We start from the raw sequence: 15,934 nt of genomic DNA on the forward strand, positions 1-15,934 counted from the left end.
TGATATGAAACAATTTTATTCTCTATTTTTGACCAGTATGGTTGCAATATTAACCTTAGCAGGTTGTTCCACCACAGAAAAGGAAGTCACGACAACGACTGAAGCATCAACGACTGCTGAGGAGACTACCATCCAAGAAACAACCGTTGAAACATCCGTAGTGGGCGTGTCCGACACGTCAGTTCAATCAAGTGAAGAACGAGCTGAGAATTCAAGTGAAGCGTCCACGACCGCTATTAATGACAATGAAAGTAATGGCATTGCAGAGGAAGATTTAATAGATGGTGAAGTCATTATTGATGATAATCTCCAATTTTTAGCAATGGAACCAGCAGAAAAAGCGGCGCGATATGCTGAATACGATCATATCAATAAAAATACTTTAACTGAAGTGGCGGCACTTGATTTTTCACAGGTCGAAGAGGTTGCTAGCGAAGAAGAGTATAATGAATTTATGGAAAAAAGCATGGATGAAGCAGTCGTGTTATATTTAGGTTTCGATGAATGTCCTTATTGTCGTGCTTTTATACCGAAGTTAAACCATTTAGCAAAAGAATTGGATGTGACTTTACATTATTACAATACCAAACGTCGAGCAGATGATCGTAATTTTAATGGTGTCATTCAGTTTTTAAATATCGAAACAGTCCCGCATGCTTTTATTTTACAACAGGGCGAAATTAAAGCGCGTATCAATCACCAAAATACTATGCAGGAGATGGAAAACTTCTTAAGAGAAGTAGTTGAGTTAAATAAATAAGATGGAATTTAAATTTATTAGTGAATTAACGGAACCCATGCAGATTAAATATTTTTTGCATCATTTAGAATTACCACGTGGCTTTACGACCGCAGTAAAATTTAATGGGGAAATATTACTAAATGATCAACCAGTTTCAGTTAGGGCGATGATTAATCCTGGTGATGAGCTAATGCTGGTCGCACCTGATGAAAAAGGACATGATACGGTCATTCCATCATTCGAGCCAATCGAGATTGTTTATGAAGATCGAGATTTATTAGTTGTCAATAAACCAGCTGATGTGGTCTCTATTCCATCGATTAAGGCTCCTGATTCGGCGATGGCCAATCGTATCAAAGGTTATTATGTCGCTCAAGATTATCATGATCAAGTCATTCATATCGTGACGCGATTAGACCGTGACACGACGGGACTGATGTTAATCGCTAAGCATCGATTAGCTCACGCCTTGATGGATCGACAAATACAAAATGGTCAAATAAAGAAATTTTACCAGGCATTAACGACAAAGACCAACTGGCAGAATGTGCATGGAATCATTGATGCGCCAATCGCCAGAAATGATCAATCGTTAATAACGCGGGTCGTTGATTCTAGCGGTAAGAGTGCTCAAACGGAGTACTGGGTTCAAGAACAATTTCCACACAGTTCTTTATTAAAATTACAATTACATACCGGACGGACTCATCAAATTCGTGTTCATTTAACCCATGTAGGTGGTCCCTTAATTGGAGACGACTTATATGGCGGTCCTTTAACTAAAATACTGGACCGTCAAGCGTTACATTGTGCAGAATTGCAATTTTTCCAACCTTTTACAGGAGAACCACTTAAAATTCAACAACCATTGCCGGACGATATGCGACAATGGATTATTAAAGAAACAACGTTTAAGATAGAAAATTAATAAAAATCATTATGGAGGGATAATATGGAAGTGTTTGAAAGAAACTTCGAAGAAAACGTAGAAGTCATTAAACAATTACTAAATAATAATCGTATGACGCGTTTTCGTGCAGAATTTTTGGCAATGCATCAATACGATCAAGCTAAAATATTTGAGCAAATATCACCAGAAGAACGTAATAAAGTTTATCAATACCTTTCACCATCAGAATTAGCAAGCATCTTTGATGCTTTTGAAGTTGATGAAGTCCCGATTGATGATTATTTCAATGAAATGAATGACAGCTATGCGGCCAGTGTATTAGCTGAAATGTATGCCGATAACGCCGTTGACTTCTTAAACCATTTAAAAGACTTAACAAAAGTCAAAGTATACATGCAATTAATGAAACCAGAAAGTGCTCGTGAAATTAGTCAATTGATCAATTATTTACCAGAAACAGCGGGTTCCATTATGACCACCGAGTTTGTTTGGATTGATGAAAATCTGACATTAAGAGAAGCTTACGAGTATTTAAAAACGGTAGCGGTACAAGCCGAAACAATTTATTATGTTTATGTGTTGGATGAGCATGAACGCTTGACTGGTGTTATTTCACTTCGTGATTTAATCATTAATGAAGATAGTCGTTTAGTTAAAGACGTCATGAATACCCGCGTGATTTCGGTGCAAGTGAGTGATGACCAAGTCGAAGTCGCTAAAATGGTTCAAGACTATGACTTACTAGCTTTACCTGTTGTGGGCTTTGACCACGAACTTTTAGGGATTATTACAGTCGATGATATTTTGGATATTATTCAAGATGAAGCGGACAGTGATTACTCTGGTCTAGCTGCGGTTGATGTTAATGTTGACCACGAAACACCTTGGTCTGCTGCTAAAAGCCGTTTGCCGTGGTTGATTACGTTATTATTCTTAGGAATGGGGACCGCTACGTTAATTAGTCAGTATGAAGGCTTAATTGAGTCTGCTAGTGTATTATCAGCGTTCGTGACTTTAATTACCGGTACTGCGGGGAATGCCGGCACTCAATCATTAGCGGTCGCTGTGCGTAAGTTGACGAATAAAACAGAAGAAGATACCAAAAATAATTTAATGTTTGAAATTTTAACTGGTTTAATTAAAGGTATCATTGTTGGTGTTACCATTGCGGTTGTAGCAGGAATATGGAAGCAAAATATTATTTTAGGTGGTATTATTGGTATATCGATGGCTTGTGCAATCTTTGTTGCGAATTTAGCCGGTGCGTTAATTCCGAAACTAATGAATAAAATTGGCTTTGATCCAGCGGTTGCCAGTGGACCGTTTATCTCAACGCTTAGTGACTTAACTTCCGTGTTTATTTATTTTACAATTGCATCAGCTTTTATGAACTATTTACGTTAAATGCAAGATTTTTATTAAGAGTAGGCAATGAGGTATGGCAAATGAAACAACAATCAGTCGATTGTCAACTTCTCGCTCATTTTCTTGCTAACTCTTATTTTTTAAATTAAAGGAGGGTAATCCATGAAGAAAACCGCAAAAGTATTAGGAGCTAGTACCTTGATGGCCGGTGTGTTACCACATTTATATTTCTTAGGTAAACATCATAACAAAAAGGCGACCAAAGGGGTTCAAATTATTACCAGTAATCAAGTAGCGACGAATCAGACGGAATATTTTTTATTAGCGAACGGTAATTTTCCTTTATTTACTAAAGTGTATCATGTTGAAAAACCTAAAGCTGTCGTTCAATTGGTCCACGGTGCGATGGAACATCAAGGACGCTATTTTAATTTAATCAAAAAATTAAATCAACAAGGTTATGCTGTGGTGGCTAATGACCATCGTGGCCATGGGCGTTCGGTAACGGATAAATATCCTAAAGGATTTATGAATGGTACTCAAGAACTCTTAAATGATTTAGTACTAGTGACCGATTTTATTAATCAATTGTATCCAGAAGTACCAGTCTATATGTTTGGGCATTCGATGGGATCAATGCTAGCTAGAGCTTATTTATTGGAAAATGATCAGCGGATTGACAAGTTAATTTTGACAGGTGTACCGCCTTATAATCCAATGGTCAGTGCTGGTATTACGCTAGCAAAACTAATTGCCTTTTACCGTGATGAAAAAGCCTCAAGTTCAATCTTGAATGTATTGCCTAAGGAACTCGATTGGATTGCTTATAATCAGCAACATTTACAAAAGATTGCCGATGATCCTTTAGGAATGGAACAATTTACCAATGGGGGTAATTTAACGATGTTTGAGTTGAATCGTCTCTTAAATTATCCGAAGAAGTTTAAAGCGAAACACTCAGATTTGCCAATTCTAGTATTAAATGGAGCCGATGATACGCTCATTACCGGCGGCTCAGACGGGATTGATGATTCAGCTCGCCGTCTAACCAAAGCAGGATACCGTCATTTAGTATTAAAACAATATCCGAATATGAAGCATGAAATCATTCATGAAAAAGATGCCGATACTGTGTTTGAAGATATACTTTCGTTTTACCGAAAAACGAATTGATTGATGTAAGGAGTAAGATAACGGATGAAACAAACAATAAATTATTTAGAAGACTTATTAGCAATCCCTTCACCAACAGGTTATACCAATGAAGTAGTGGATTATCTAGCCAAGACAGTGACAGAATTAGGCTATGACTATCGACGAACACCAAAAGGGAACTTAATCGTGACGGTTGAGGGACAAAATAACCAAGAGCATCGTACAATAACGGCACACGTAGATACTTTAGGAGCCATTGTACGTGCGGTTAAACCAGACGGTCGTTTGAAACTAGATAAAATAGGTGGCTTCCCTTGGAATATGATTGAAGGGGAAAATTGCTTCGTTCATATGGCCAGTAACCAACAAACAGTCAGTGGGACTATTTTAATTCATCAAACAAGTACCCATGTTTACCGTGATGCCGGAACAGCCGAACGTACCCAAGATAATATGGAAGTGCGTCTCGATGCAAAAGTGACGAATGAAGCAGAAACACGAGCCTTAGGAATTGAAGTTGGCGACTTTGTTTCATTTGCTCCGCGGACTATTATTACCGATGAGGGCTTTGTTAAATCACGCTTCTTAGATGATAAAGTCTCTGCTGCTATTTTATTAAAACTGTTAAAAGTATATGCAGAAGATAAAATTGTTTTACCTCATACGACCCATTTTATGTTCAGTGTTTTTGAAGAAGTTGGACATGGGGCTAATAGTAGCATTGATCCTAAGACTGTTGAATTTTTAGCGGTTGATATGGGAGCGATGGGAGACGATCAACAAACAGATGAATATACTGTTTCAATCTGTGTTAAAGATGCTTCTGGCCCTTATCATTATAATTTCCGTCAACATTTAGTAGCCTTAGCCAAAGCCCAAGATATCCCATACAAATTAGATATTTATCCTTATTATGGTAGTGATGCTTCAGCAGCCATGCGTGCAGGAACGGATATTAAACATGCCTTATTAGGTGCGGGAATTGAATCGAGTCATTCATATGAAAGAACACATATCGATTCGATTGAAGCAACCGAAAAATTAGTGGATGCGTATTTGAGAAGTGAGTTAGTTAAATAAGAGCGGTTGCTATTAAAGTGAGTTGGTCACTAGAGGTCGTGGACTTTAGAAGTGAACTAGTCAATTAGAGACTTTGCTTATTAAAAGTATGCTAGTTAAAAATAGCTAATTAACTTAAGCAGTGAATTTTAATAAAAAATGACGAATTGCAATCAGCCAATATTATAATAGATAATGAACAGTTAAAAATGCTTTAGTTTGTGAAATGCAATAATCTTGATTATTGATAATCATTCTAATATGCAATTTTTAACTGTTTTTTTAGCAATTATTGCACAAAAGGAAGTAAGGAATAACGCAATCCAAACGAAAAGTTTGTGAAAACTACGACTATTAAATTTTAAATTTAAAATAATAAACATTAGTGAAATTGTAAGAAAAGGATTTCAAATATTGATATAGCAATATTTCCAGTGTTTTATTAATAAAAAAATTTAATAACTAATAAGCTTTTTTTGTGAAATATGTGTTATGATAAAAAACGTAATCATATCATTGTGTGTAAAAAGTAGGAGGTATATGATGAAAGTAGTTGTTATTGGATGTACTCACGCAGGTACAGCAGCAGTAAAGACAATTTTAAATGAAAATCCAGGTGCTGAGGTTGTTGTTTATGAACGTAATGATAATGTATCATTCTTATCTTGTGGAATTGCATTATACATTGGTGGCGTTGTTAAAGACCCTCAAGGATTATTCTACTCAAACCCTGAAGAATTAAAATCTTTAGGTGCGGATGTAAACATGGAACATGATGTAACAAATGTTGACTTAGAGGCTAAAAAATTAAATGTTAAAAATTTAAAATCTGGAGAAGAATTTGAAACAACATTCGATAAATTAGTGTTAACAACGGGTTCATGGCCAATTTTACCTCCATTCACAGGCTTCGATTTAGAAAATGTTCAATTATGTAAAAACTATCGTCAAGCACAAGAAATCTTTACTCGTAAAACAGATGCTAAAAAAGTAGTCGTTATCGGTGGTGGTTATATTGGTATCGAATTAGTAGAAGCATTTGCTTTAGAAGGTAAAGAAGTTACTTTAATCGACGGTTTAGATCGTATCTTAAATAAATATTTAGATGCTGAATTTACTGATGTGTTAGAACAAGACTTACGTGATCGTAATGTAAATGTTCAATTAAACCAAATGGTTAAAGGATTCGAAGGCGAAAACGGTAAAGTTACTAAAGTTATTACCGACAGCGCTGAATACGATGCAGACATGGTAATTGTGTGTGTTGGTTTCCGTCCAAATACAGATTTAGTAAAAGACCAAGTAGAAACATTACCAAATGGTGCTATTATTGTAGATAACTACATGAAAACTTCTCATCCTGATGTATTTGCTGCAGGTGACTCTACAGCTGTTAACTACAACCCAAATGGTGGACATGCATACATTCCATTAGCAACTAATGCTGTACGTATGGGAACATTAGTAGGTAAAAACATTAACGGTGATAAAGTAGCTTACCGTGGAACTCAATCTACTTCAGGATTACATTTATTCGGATGGAACATTGGTTCAACCGGGGTAAACGAAGGTTCAGCAAAACATTTTGGTTTAGAAACACGTTCAGTATATGTTGAAGATAACTACCGTCCAGAATTTATGCCAACTAATGAAAAATTATACATGAAATTAGTGTATGAAGTAGGAACTGGCCGTATCGTTGGTGGACAAATCATGTCTAAATACGACTGTACAGCATCAGCTAACACATTGTCATTAGCAATCCAAAACAAAATGACTATTGAAGACTTAGCATACGTTGACTTCTTCTTCCAACCAGTATTCGACCGTCCTTGGAACTACTTAAACATCTTAGCTCAAGCAGCAGTAGAACAAGAACGTAAATTAGCAGAAGAAAACTAATCTAACACATTAATATAATTATTAGACTAGGTAGAATGATTGGTGTCTACCTAGTCTTTTTATACTGACTGAAAATAAGTATTGTGAAGGGAGACAACCAAGTTTAAATAGTTTATATAGTTTCTACTCATTCTGGCGGAACTAGCGGAGTGAGAGGCTGGACTTAAATTTGATAAATCTAGTCAAAATTATTTTTCGTTAATCATAAGCGCAGTGGTTGAGTGGCCTCAATCTTCGTCTTAACGAGGTTAAAGATAAATTTGGTAAACTCAATCAAGTTATTGTTATTAAATTAAAAGCGCAGTGGTTGAGTGGCCTCAATCTTCGTCTTAACGAGGTTAAAGATAAATTTGGTAAACTCAATCAAGTTATTGTTATTAAATTAAAAGCGCAGTGGTTGAGTGGCCTCAATCTTCGTCTTAATGAGGTTAAAGATAAATTTGGTAAACTCAATCAAGTTATTGTTATTAAATTAAAAGCGCAGTGGTTGAGTGGCCTCAATCTGCGTCTTTCGACTTGTTTGAGGCCTACTCCCAACTGTGCGGGGGTAGGCCGACGAAGCGAAAATTATTCAATTTTCTACTTCTGGTCTACTCCCAACTGTGCGGGGGTGAACAGACGAAGCGAAAATCATTCATTTTCTACTTCTGGTTCACTCCCAACTGTGCGGGGGGTGGGTAGACAAAGCGAGAATTATTTAATTTTCTACTTCTTGCCCACTCCTAAGTTAGTTTTCTATAGCAAGTAAACAGGCAACCGAAAAAATAACGGTTGCCTGTTTTTTAAAAAAGAGTGTAGTTTAATCGGCATAGCGATTGTCGTTAGAGATTAGGCCTTAACTTGATAAAATCAATTAAGTTATTGCTCGATAAGTGATGGCGCAATGATTGAGTGGTCTCAACCTACGTCTTAATGAGGTTGGTCTACTCCCAACTGTGCGGGGTGGGCAGACGAAGCAAAGTTCATTTGAATATCAACTTCTTGCCCATTCCTAAAATCGATTTAGAAAACAATCGCTAGACTATAAAAAATACTAAAAATTAATAATGCTGTGCTTAAATAATTAATTTTATTTTGACGTTGTTTTTCATTATCTACTTGCACAATAGCAGGAATAATACTGAATAATGTAATGAAAACATAAGCAATTTGAGCTAAAAAATAAGATTGGCTTGGTAAAGTGAAATATACGCCAGCAAATATGGCTACAATCGCTAATCCAATGCCGGTCCAATGATACAGTGTCGCTTGTTTCTTTCTAGTAATTAATAAATAGCGTAAGTGATTGATTTCAATCGTGATGCCTGCTGTAATTAAAGCAAGAGGAATCAATAACAGTAAAAAATTGGTAGTGACACTCGTCGTTTGACTATAGTATGCTACCGTATTTAAAATAATAGCATTAAAAAAGATGGTCAAAATATATTGATAAAATGTATTCACAATTGGAAAAGGTATATATTGAAAATGAATATAGGCAATATATAAAAGTAACAGTAAATTAATAATCCAGTTATTTCTTAAAATAAAAATAACCGATGTGATGATTAAAATACCTTCACAAACATATAAGATAAATTCAGGTGTACTTTTGTGATTCCGTTGTACATTTCGTTGGTGAAAATAGTGATCAATTAATTGTGAACTGACAACTATCACAAATAGTAAAAGAGCATTTATCCAGTTTGGTGATGCAGCTGAACTTAACCCCACGATTGTCCCAACACCAATCAAAGCAAATGGTGCTAAAAAAATCTTGACAAGGGGGTTTTGTAACAACTTAATAAAAGTAGTCATAAGTAACAAATCCCTTCTGAATATCGACATAATTTTATAAAAAGCTATTCATTATCTCTATTTTAAGTTATAATCGATAATGTTACAACTCAAAATTCCCGATAGGGTTCACTTTCTTCAAAGTGAAAATGCCTTGTAACCAAAATGAAATAATGGGGGAAAGAAAAATGACAGAAAAAAGATTATTTACGTCAGAATCAGTAACCGAGGGACATCCAGATAAAATTGCCGATCAAATTAGTGATGCGATTTTGGATGCCATTTTAGAGCAAGATCCAAATGCCCGGGTTGCGTGTGAAACTGCGGTTAATACCGGTTTAGTATTAGTGTTTGGAGAAATTACTACTTCTGCGTATGTTGATATCCAACAAATCGTTCGTCAAAAAATTGATGAGATAGGATATAATAAACAACAATATGGTTTCGATGCGAAGACCGTAGCGGTATTGGTCTCACTAGACGAGCAATCACCCGATATTGCTCAAGGAGTCAACAATGCGATTGAAACCCGTGATCAAGATTCAGAAATCGAAATCGGAGCGGGTGACCAAGGATTGATGTTTGGTTATGCTACGGATGAAACACCAGAATTAATGCCACTTCCGATTTCACTTAGTCACCAATTAGCATTAAAATTAGCTGAAGTTCGTAAGTCAGGCGAGTTAGATTATTTAGGACCAGATGGCAAAACACAAGTCACCATCGAGTATGATGAAGCAGGAGTAGCGCAAAGAGTCGATACTATTGTCATTTCAACGCAACATACAGAAGACGTGACTTTACAACAAATCCATGATGATGTGATTGAACATGTAGTCAAACCAATTATTCCAGCTGAGTTATTAGATGATGAAACGAAATATTTTATCAATCCAACTGGTAAATTTATTATAGGAGGCCCAGTAGGCGACTCAGGCTTAACGGGACGTAAAATTATCGTCGATACTTATGGTGGTTATGCTCGACATGGTGGGGGAGCTTTCTCAGGGAAAGATGCTACGAAGGTCGACCGCTCAGCCAGTTATGCCGCTCGCTATATTGCGAAAAATATTGTAGCAGCTGGTTTAGCTAAGCGTTGTGAAGTCCAACTGGCTTATGCGATTGGAGTGGCCGAACCGGTTTCGATTTCAATTGATACCTTTAATACCAGTGAGATAACAGAAAGTAAATTAATTGCCGCTGTTCGCTCAACGTTCCGCTTAACGCCGAAAGGCATCATCGAAATGTTAGACTTATTACGACCAATTTATGCTCAAACCGCAGCCTATGGACATTTTGGTCGTCGTGATATTGAATTACCTTGGGAACAAACAGATAAAGTCGAGGCTTTAAAAGCAGCTATTAACGCATAACATAAAACGTAGACTTGATAAGGGAACAGTCCTTTATTATAGTCTACGTTTATTTTTTTATTTAATCTTTTCGATTATTAATAACATAGGTGGCTGATTTTGCTGATTAATAAACTCATATTGCAGGACTTGGTATTCTTTTTGAGACCATGTCGATAAGGCGTCGAATAATTTTTGCTTTTCAATCATACCGGCTGGATGACCAGAATAGATCACTAATAAAATTTGGCCTCTTTTAACTAATTTTTCAGCAATTTGTTCAATAGCCGCCAACGTACTATTAAAATGAGTGGTAATATCATGGTCACCACCCGGTAAGTACCCTAAATTAAAGATAGCTCCCGCGATTGTTGGTTCGCTGATTATCTTTTCTATCTGATCATGACTCTTTTCAATTAAACTGACTAATTGATATTTTGGATGCGACTCAAGTTTTGCACTGGAATTGAGAATGGCCTCTTTTTGAATATCAAAGCCATAAACATGTCCTTTAAAATGAGGTTGATTGATTATAAAATGAGTATCATTGCCATTACCTAAGGTTGCATCAATAAAAGTTCCATTAGGAAAACGTTGAATTAAATCTGCTAACAGTTGATGGCTAAAGTGTAAAGCGTTTTTCATAATAACCCTCCTCGTGTTTCGATTATATTACAAACATTAAGCTTTAACGATAAATCATCAGAATCTCTATAATTATAACTTAATTTGGGTTAGAATAAAACATGAATATATTTTAGGAGGCGAATCGAGTGCCAGTTCAATCTAGACGCGTTACAGTAAAGAAACAACAGAGAAATAAGCAAGTTGAACGAATGAAAAAAATCCGTAAAGCTTTTAATACTGGATTAATTATGTTTTCAACCGCAGCATTTATTGAATCCACAACAAAGCCATCTAATGTTATGGCTCAAACGACATCTAATACACGATTAAGTAAGAGTGAATTTTTAAACCTTGTCACAGATAGTGCTAAGAAAATTGCTGCTTCTAATGATTTATATGCATCTGTTATGATTGCTCAGGCTGTATTAGAATCTGGGTGGGGAAATTCTACCTTAGCAAGAGCGCCATATCATAATTTATTTGGAATTAAAGGAAGTTCATCTGATAATACAGTTAATATGGACACTTTAGAAGATGATGGCACTGGCAATTATTATGTAGCCAATGAAGCTTTCAAACGTTATGATGATTATGCCGGATCATTACAAGACTATGCTAATATTTTAACAGGGGATAATGGTGCCAATAGTTGGCGCTATAATTATTATTTAGGAGCACGTGTTAGCCAAACAAATAGCTATCAAGATGCGACTCGCCATTTAACTGGTCGTTATGCGACGGATACTTCTTACGCATCGAAGTTAAACGCGATTATTCAACAAAACAATTTGACTGCCTATGATACAGTAGGTAATCAGTCAAATAATAATCAAAATAATAATAACAACCAAGGTGGTACTGAAGAAGAAACCACTACTAATGGTACGACTAATTATGTGGTCGAAGCGGGGGACACCTACTGGTCATTAGCGCGTAAATTCGGATTGGATGTTAAATCATTACAAAATGCGAATAATGCGACGAATGGCAATTTATTTGTAGGTCAAGCGATTCGTATTCCTGGAGTAGCGAATACAGAAAAAAATGAAACTGAAAAAGAAACCACCGTTGAAACGCCAACACCATCTAGTCCAGAATCAACAGCTAATGGAAGTTATAAAGTAGTGGCTGGTGATTCATATTGGCAGTTAGCTAAAAAGTTTGGTGTGAGTGTAGCGGAATTACAAAAATTAAATAACACTACCTCAGCCCATTTATCTGTAGGCCAATCATTAGTTGTTCCTGGACAAAAGTCAGCTGAAAAACCTGCTGAAAAACCAGAAACGTCTAAACCAGAAACGCCAACAACCCCTACTCAACAAGGTCAATATACCGTTCAAGCGGGGGACACCTATTGGTCATTAGCACGTCGACTGGGTGTTAGCGCGGGTGAGTTACAACGTTTAAATAATACTAGTTCTTCTAGTTTATATGTCGGACAAAAATTAGTTGTTCCGGGTCAAACGACTCAAGCATCAACTGAAAATAACAGTCCTAAAGAAGAGACTACTAACTCAACGCCAACCAATACTAAAGGTAACTATACAGTAAAAGCGGGCGATACTTATTGGTCATTAGCTCGTCGATACAATGTATCAGTTGAAAGTTTAATGGCTCAAAATGGACAAAATTTAATAGCTGGTAAAGTCATTACAATACCAAGTGTAGCAACTACTCAAACAGCTTCGACGCCAGTCACAGAAAAAGAAGAAGCAACGACTACACCAGTATCAACTTCCAATGGTAATTATACCGTTGTAGCAGGAGATACCTTATGGTCAATCGCTAGACGTCACCAAACAACTGTTGGCCAAATTTTAAGTGCCAATGGACTAGCTGAAGGAACGGCATTGCATCCGGGTCAAAGTTTAGTAGTTAGTGGTTCAATAGTAGTTAACAATAACACTAGCAATGAACCAACGACGTCAACAAGCACAACAAATACAACAAGCGCAACGACGACCGTAACAGAAACTCCAGCACCAACCACAACTGCAACGCAAACCAGTGGTAGTTATACCGTAATAGCCGGTGATACTCTTTATAGCGTCGCAAGACGACTAGGCATCGATGTGAATACATTAATTGCAGCTAATGGTGGCTCAACGATTATTTCTGTCGGACAAGTTATTAACTATTAATAAAATTTTAGGCAATTTAAAAGACAATATCCTTTAAGCATTAACGCTAAAGATATTGTCTTTTCTTTATTGATAAAAATGTGTGAATGACAGAGTCATCTTTGTGTATTAGCACAAGAGAACTAATACAAATAACAGAGTCATTTCTGCCTGTCACGTCAAGAATATCGATGCGAATAAACAGAGCCATTTCTGTTTACCTACACCAAAAAGTATAGAGTCTTTTATAAACGAGTACGGCGCTTATTCTCCGTATTTTTTTATTTCTTTAAAATGAGTACGTCGCTTATTCCCCATATTTTTTTATAGTCGTAAAAGGTTGGGACTCAATGTTTATATTTTCAGTTAAATTAACACATAAGGGGGCAATTTCAGCCGGTGTTAAATCAAATTCATTTTGAACCCATTCAGTTAACACATTAAACACACTACCGACCACGCCCCGTATTAGATAGCGATCGGTGATACGTTCAATTGGATTACAAAAAACTTGATTTAAATAGTCTAAAAAATGTGGATTTTCTTTAGTTGACAATAATACTTTAGCGGCCTCTTGATGTTCAAAGATAAATTCAAAGAGTGCCACCCAAAATGTTTGTTGTTGATTATCGATTAAGTATTTGAGATTTGACTGGAAGAATTGTCTGAAATAATCATCATAGAGTTCATGGTACAAGGCAGTGATGGATGGATAGTTACGATAATAAGCCATGCGTGAGACACCGGCTCTTTTAGTTAAGGAAGTGACTTTAATTTCTTCGACAGAATTTTCAGCTAAAAGTTGCATTAAGGCTGTCTTTAAAGAATCTTTTGTTAATTGATTTAATTCTTGATTGTTGTTTTTCATAAAGTTTACCTCCCTTTAGGTAAAGATGTATCATTTTTTCATAATCTGTCACAACACAATTAAAATTTATTGCACAAAAACCGACTAGGTGTTACTATTGTAACATCAAGATGAATAAATGTATAGAGGAGAACTATATGAGATTACATAAATTAACCCAGCAAGCGATTGAAAGGATTGAGCGGGGCGAATGCTTATTACAAGCTGAAGATTTCGTCAATCAAGAAGCAGCTGCTGGTCAAAGTGATGGCACTATTTTACAACTAGTAGATAATGATAAAAAATTTATTGCGAAAGCTATAGTCGGTCATCAAAATAAGGGTATTGCGTGGGTCTTTACTGATCATGAGCGCATTTATTTTAATCAAGATTTTATTGAAAATGTCATTGAAGATGCGATTGAAAAACGCCAATCATTTTTTGATAGTGAAGAAACGACGGCTTTTCGTCTGTTTAATGGTGAAGGCGATGGTTTAGGTGGCCTCACCATCGATTGGTATGATGGTTTTATTCAAATTAACTGGTATAATCGCGCAATCTTTGCCGAACGAGCAACCTTTATAAAAGTCTTATTATACTTTTTACCGCAAATTAAAGGCGTATATGAAACCAAACGGTTCAAACTGATTGAATCAGAAAAACCGATTGAACATACTTATGGCGAGGTAGCGCCACAACCCATTGAAATTTTAGAAAATAATATTCGTTATGCGATTTATTTAGGCTCAGAATGGATGACCGGATTATTTTTGGACCAACGTGAAGTACGTCAATTTATTCAAAGTCAAGTAGCTGGAGCGAGTTTATTAAATCTATTTAGCTATACCGGTGGCTTTTCGGTCGCGGCCGCTGTGGGAGGCGCTAAGCATACAATCAGTGTGGATGTAGCGAATCGCAGTTTAGAAAAAACGACTGAACAGTTTGCCTTGAATCAGATCGAAGCGCCAACGGAAAATCATGAGATTCGGGTAATGGACGTCTTTGACTATATTCAATATGCAAAACGTCATCAACGAACTTTTGATTGGATTGTTTGTGATCCACCTAGTTTTGCTCGCACGAAAGATTACTTATTTAGAGCAGAAACCGATTATCGTCAATTAGCTGCAGATTTGTTTGAATTAACGGCTCCCGGTGGTTTTTGTGTATTAAGTACCAATCATAGTGGTTACCCTAAAGAACTATTTATGGATGATATGAACCAAGTGGCTCAAGCAGCAGCAGGAGAATATTATTTAATTCAATCATTTGGTTTACCGGATGACTATCCAACCTCTGCTGATGAAGCGAGTCAATATTTAAAAGTCTTGGTTTATTACCGAGCGCAGTAGCACAAATGAGGTGAAAAAGTGAGTTATATTGAATTTAAAGATGTGGTTAAAGAATATCACACTGGAGAAGTAGTGACTCGAGCTAATGATGGCATTGACTTTACGATTGAACGTGGTGAATTTGTTGTCATTTTAGGACCATCAGGTGCCGGCAAATCGACTACACTGAATATTTTAGGTGGAATGGATCAAGCGACCAGTGGCCAAGTTTTGATTGACGGTGAGGATATTGCGCAATATAGCGAACGCAAATTAACCACTTATAGACGTAATTCTGTTGGTTTTGTTTTCCAAAATTACAACTTAGTTCCTAACTTGACCGCTAAGGAAAATGTCGAGTTAATGATCCAAATTGCGAAATCAGGTATGAATGCCCAAAAAGTATTAGAAGATTGCGGACTCGGGCATCGTTTAGACAATTTTCCGGCACAATTATCAGGTGGAGAACAACAGAGAGTTTCGATTGCTCGGGCGATTGCGGGACAACCCAAATTATTATTATGTGATGAACCAACTGGTGCCTTGGATTATGAGACGGGAAAACAAATCTTACAATTATTGCAAGATACATCGCGTAACTCCGATACAACCGTGATTGTCATTACCCATAACACAGCAATTGCGCAAATGGCCGATCGCGTCATTGAGATTCGTAACGGTAAAGTAAAATCAGAACGGGCCAATGAACAACCTAAATTAGTAGCGGATATTACATGGTAGGTGAGAA

At 36.5% G+C, this 15,934-nt stretch carries 14 protein-coding genes and 1 riboswitch; of the genes, 11 read left to right on the forward strand and 3 right to left on the reverse strand.

Annotation, left to right across the window (positions count from 1 at the left end; translation table 11 throughout):
* Positions 1 to 4: 4 nt before the first annotated feature.
* From LB888_RS07575 to LB888_RS07605, 7 genes are all read left to right on the forward strand, one after another.
* The gene (locus tag LB888_RS07575; RefSeq protein WP_318752466.1) at positions 5 to 760 is read left to right on the forward strand and encodes a thioredoxin family protein; all 756 of its coding nucleotides are present in this window, start codon (positions 5 to 7) and stop codon (positions 758 to 760) included.
* 1 nt (position 761) lies between these two features.
* A complete protein-coding gene (locus LB888_RS07580) occupies positions 762 to 1,670 on the forward strand; it encodes an RluA family pseudouridine synthase (protein ID WP_318752467.1) in 909 nt (302 codons plus the stop codon).
* A 24-nt stretch (positions 1,671 to 1,694) separates the two neighbouring features.
* Positions 1,695 to 3,056, forward strand: a complete 1,362-nt coding sequence (gene mgtE, locus LB888_RS07585) for a magnesium transporter (protein ID WP_318752468.1) — start codon at positions 1,695 to 1,697, stop codon at positions 3,054 to 3,056.
* A 123-nt stretch (positions 3,057 to 3,179) separates the two neighbouring features.
* Positions 3,180 to 4,190, forward strand: coding sequence for an alpha/beta hydrolase (locus LB888_RS07590; RefSeq protein WP_318752469.1), 1,011 nt, complete (start codon positions 3,180 to 3,182; stop codon positions 4,188 to 4,190).
* 24 nt (positions 4,191 to 4,214) lie between these two features.
* Positions 4,215 to 5,252, forward strand: coding sequence for a M42 family metallopeptidase (locus tag LB888_RS07595; RefSeq protein ID WP_318752470.1), 1,038 nt, complete (start codon positions 4,215 to 4,217; stop codon positions 5,250 to 5,252).
* 522 nt (positions 5,253 to 5,774) lie between these two features.
* Positions 5,775 to 7,133 (forward strand): FAD-dependent oxidoreductase, encoded by a 1,359-nt coding sequence (locus LB888_RS07600; RefSeq protein WP_318752471.1) that lies wholly within the window; start codon positions 5,775 to 5,777, stop codon positions 7,131 to 7,133.
* Between the two features lie 217 nt (positions 7,134 to 7,350).
* A complete protein-coding gene (locus LB888_RS07605) occupies positions 7,351 to 7,881 on the forward strand; it encodes a hypothetical protein (protein WP_318752472.1) in 531 nt (176 codons plus the stop codon).
* Between the two features lie 254 nt (positions 7,882 to 8,135).
* Here LB888_RS07605 and LB888_RS07610 read toward each other — a convergent pair whose 3' ends face one another.
* Positions 8,136 to 8,930: a hypothetical protein gene (locus tag LB888_RS07610; protein WP_318752473.1), complete on the reverse strand. Its 795-nt coding sequence runs from the start codon at positions 8,928 to 8,930 to the stop codon at positions 8,136 to 8,138.
* 77 nt (positions 8,931 to 9,007) lie between these two features.
* A riboswitch (SMK box riboswitch) is annotated at positions 9,008 to 9,100 on the forward strand.
* Here LB888_RS07610 and metK point away from each other — a divergent pair.
* Complete coding sequence (metK, locus tag LB888_RS07615) at positions 9,098 to 10,282, forward strand: methionine adenosyltransferase (protein ID WP_318752474.1); 1,185 nt, start codon at positions 9,098 to 9,100, stop codon at positions 10,280 to 10,282. It overlaps the preceding riboswitch by 3 nt.
* A gap of 57 nt (positions 10,283 to 10,339) precedes the next feature.
* Here metK and LB888_RS07620 read toward each other — a convergent pair whose 3' ends face one another.
* Positions 10,340 to 10,906, reverse strand: a complete 567-nt coding sequence (locus tag LB888_RS07620; protein WP_318752475.1) for a class I SAM-dependent methyltransferase — start codon at positions 10,904 to 10,906, stop codon at positions 10,340 to 10,342.
* A gap of 128 nt (positions 10,907 to 11,034) precedes the next feature.
* Between LB888_RS07620 and LB888_RS07625 the strand changes: the two genes are divergently transcribed.
* On the forward strand, positions 11,035 to 13,029 hold the full coding sequence (locus tag LB888_RS07625; RefSeq protein WP_318752476.1) for a LysM peptidoglycan-binding domain-containing protein: 1,995 nt from the start codon (positions 11,035 to 11,037) through the stop codon (positions 13,027 to 13,029).
* A gap of 286 nt (positions 13,030 to 13,315) precedes the next feature.
* Here LB888_RS07625 and LB888_RS07630 read toward each other — a convergent pair whose 3' ends face one another.
* Positions 13,316 to 13,876: a TetR/AcrR family transcriptional regulator gene (locus LB888_RS07630; RefSeq protein WP_318752477.1), complete on the reverse strand. Its 561-nt coding sequence runs from the start codon at positions 13,874 to 13,876 to the stop codon at positions 13,316 to 13,318.
* A 137-nt stretch (positions 13,877 to 14,013) separates the two neighbouring features.
* On the opposite strand from LB888_RS07630, the gene LB888_RS07635 reads away from it, so the two are divergent.
* Positions 14,014 to 15,207: a class I SAM-dependent rRNA methyltransferase gene (locus LB888_RS07635; protein WP_318752478.1), complete on the forward strand. Its 1,194-nt coding sequence runs from the start codon at positions 14,014 to 14,016 to the stop codon at positions 15,205 to 15,207.
* Positions 15,208 to 15,225: 18 nt separating this feature from the next.
* Entirely contained in the window at positions 15,226 to 15,927 is a 702-nt protein-coding gene (locus tag LB888_RS07640; RefSeq protein WP_311919967.1) for an ABC transporter ATP-binding protein, read from the forward strand.
* Positions 15,928 to 15,934: the final 7 nt, after the last annotated feature.

It is taken from the genome of Globicatella sp. PHS-GS-PNBC-21-1553 (assembly GCF_033564055.1).
In the GTDB taxonomy this organism is placed as follows: Bacteria; Bacillota; Bacilli; order Lactobacillales; family Aerococcaceae; genus Globicatella; species Globicatella sulfidifaciens.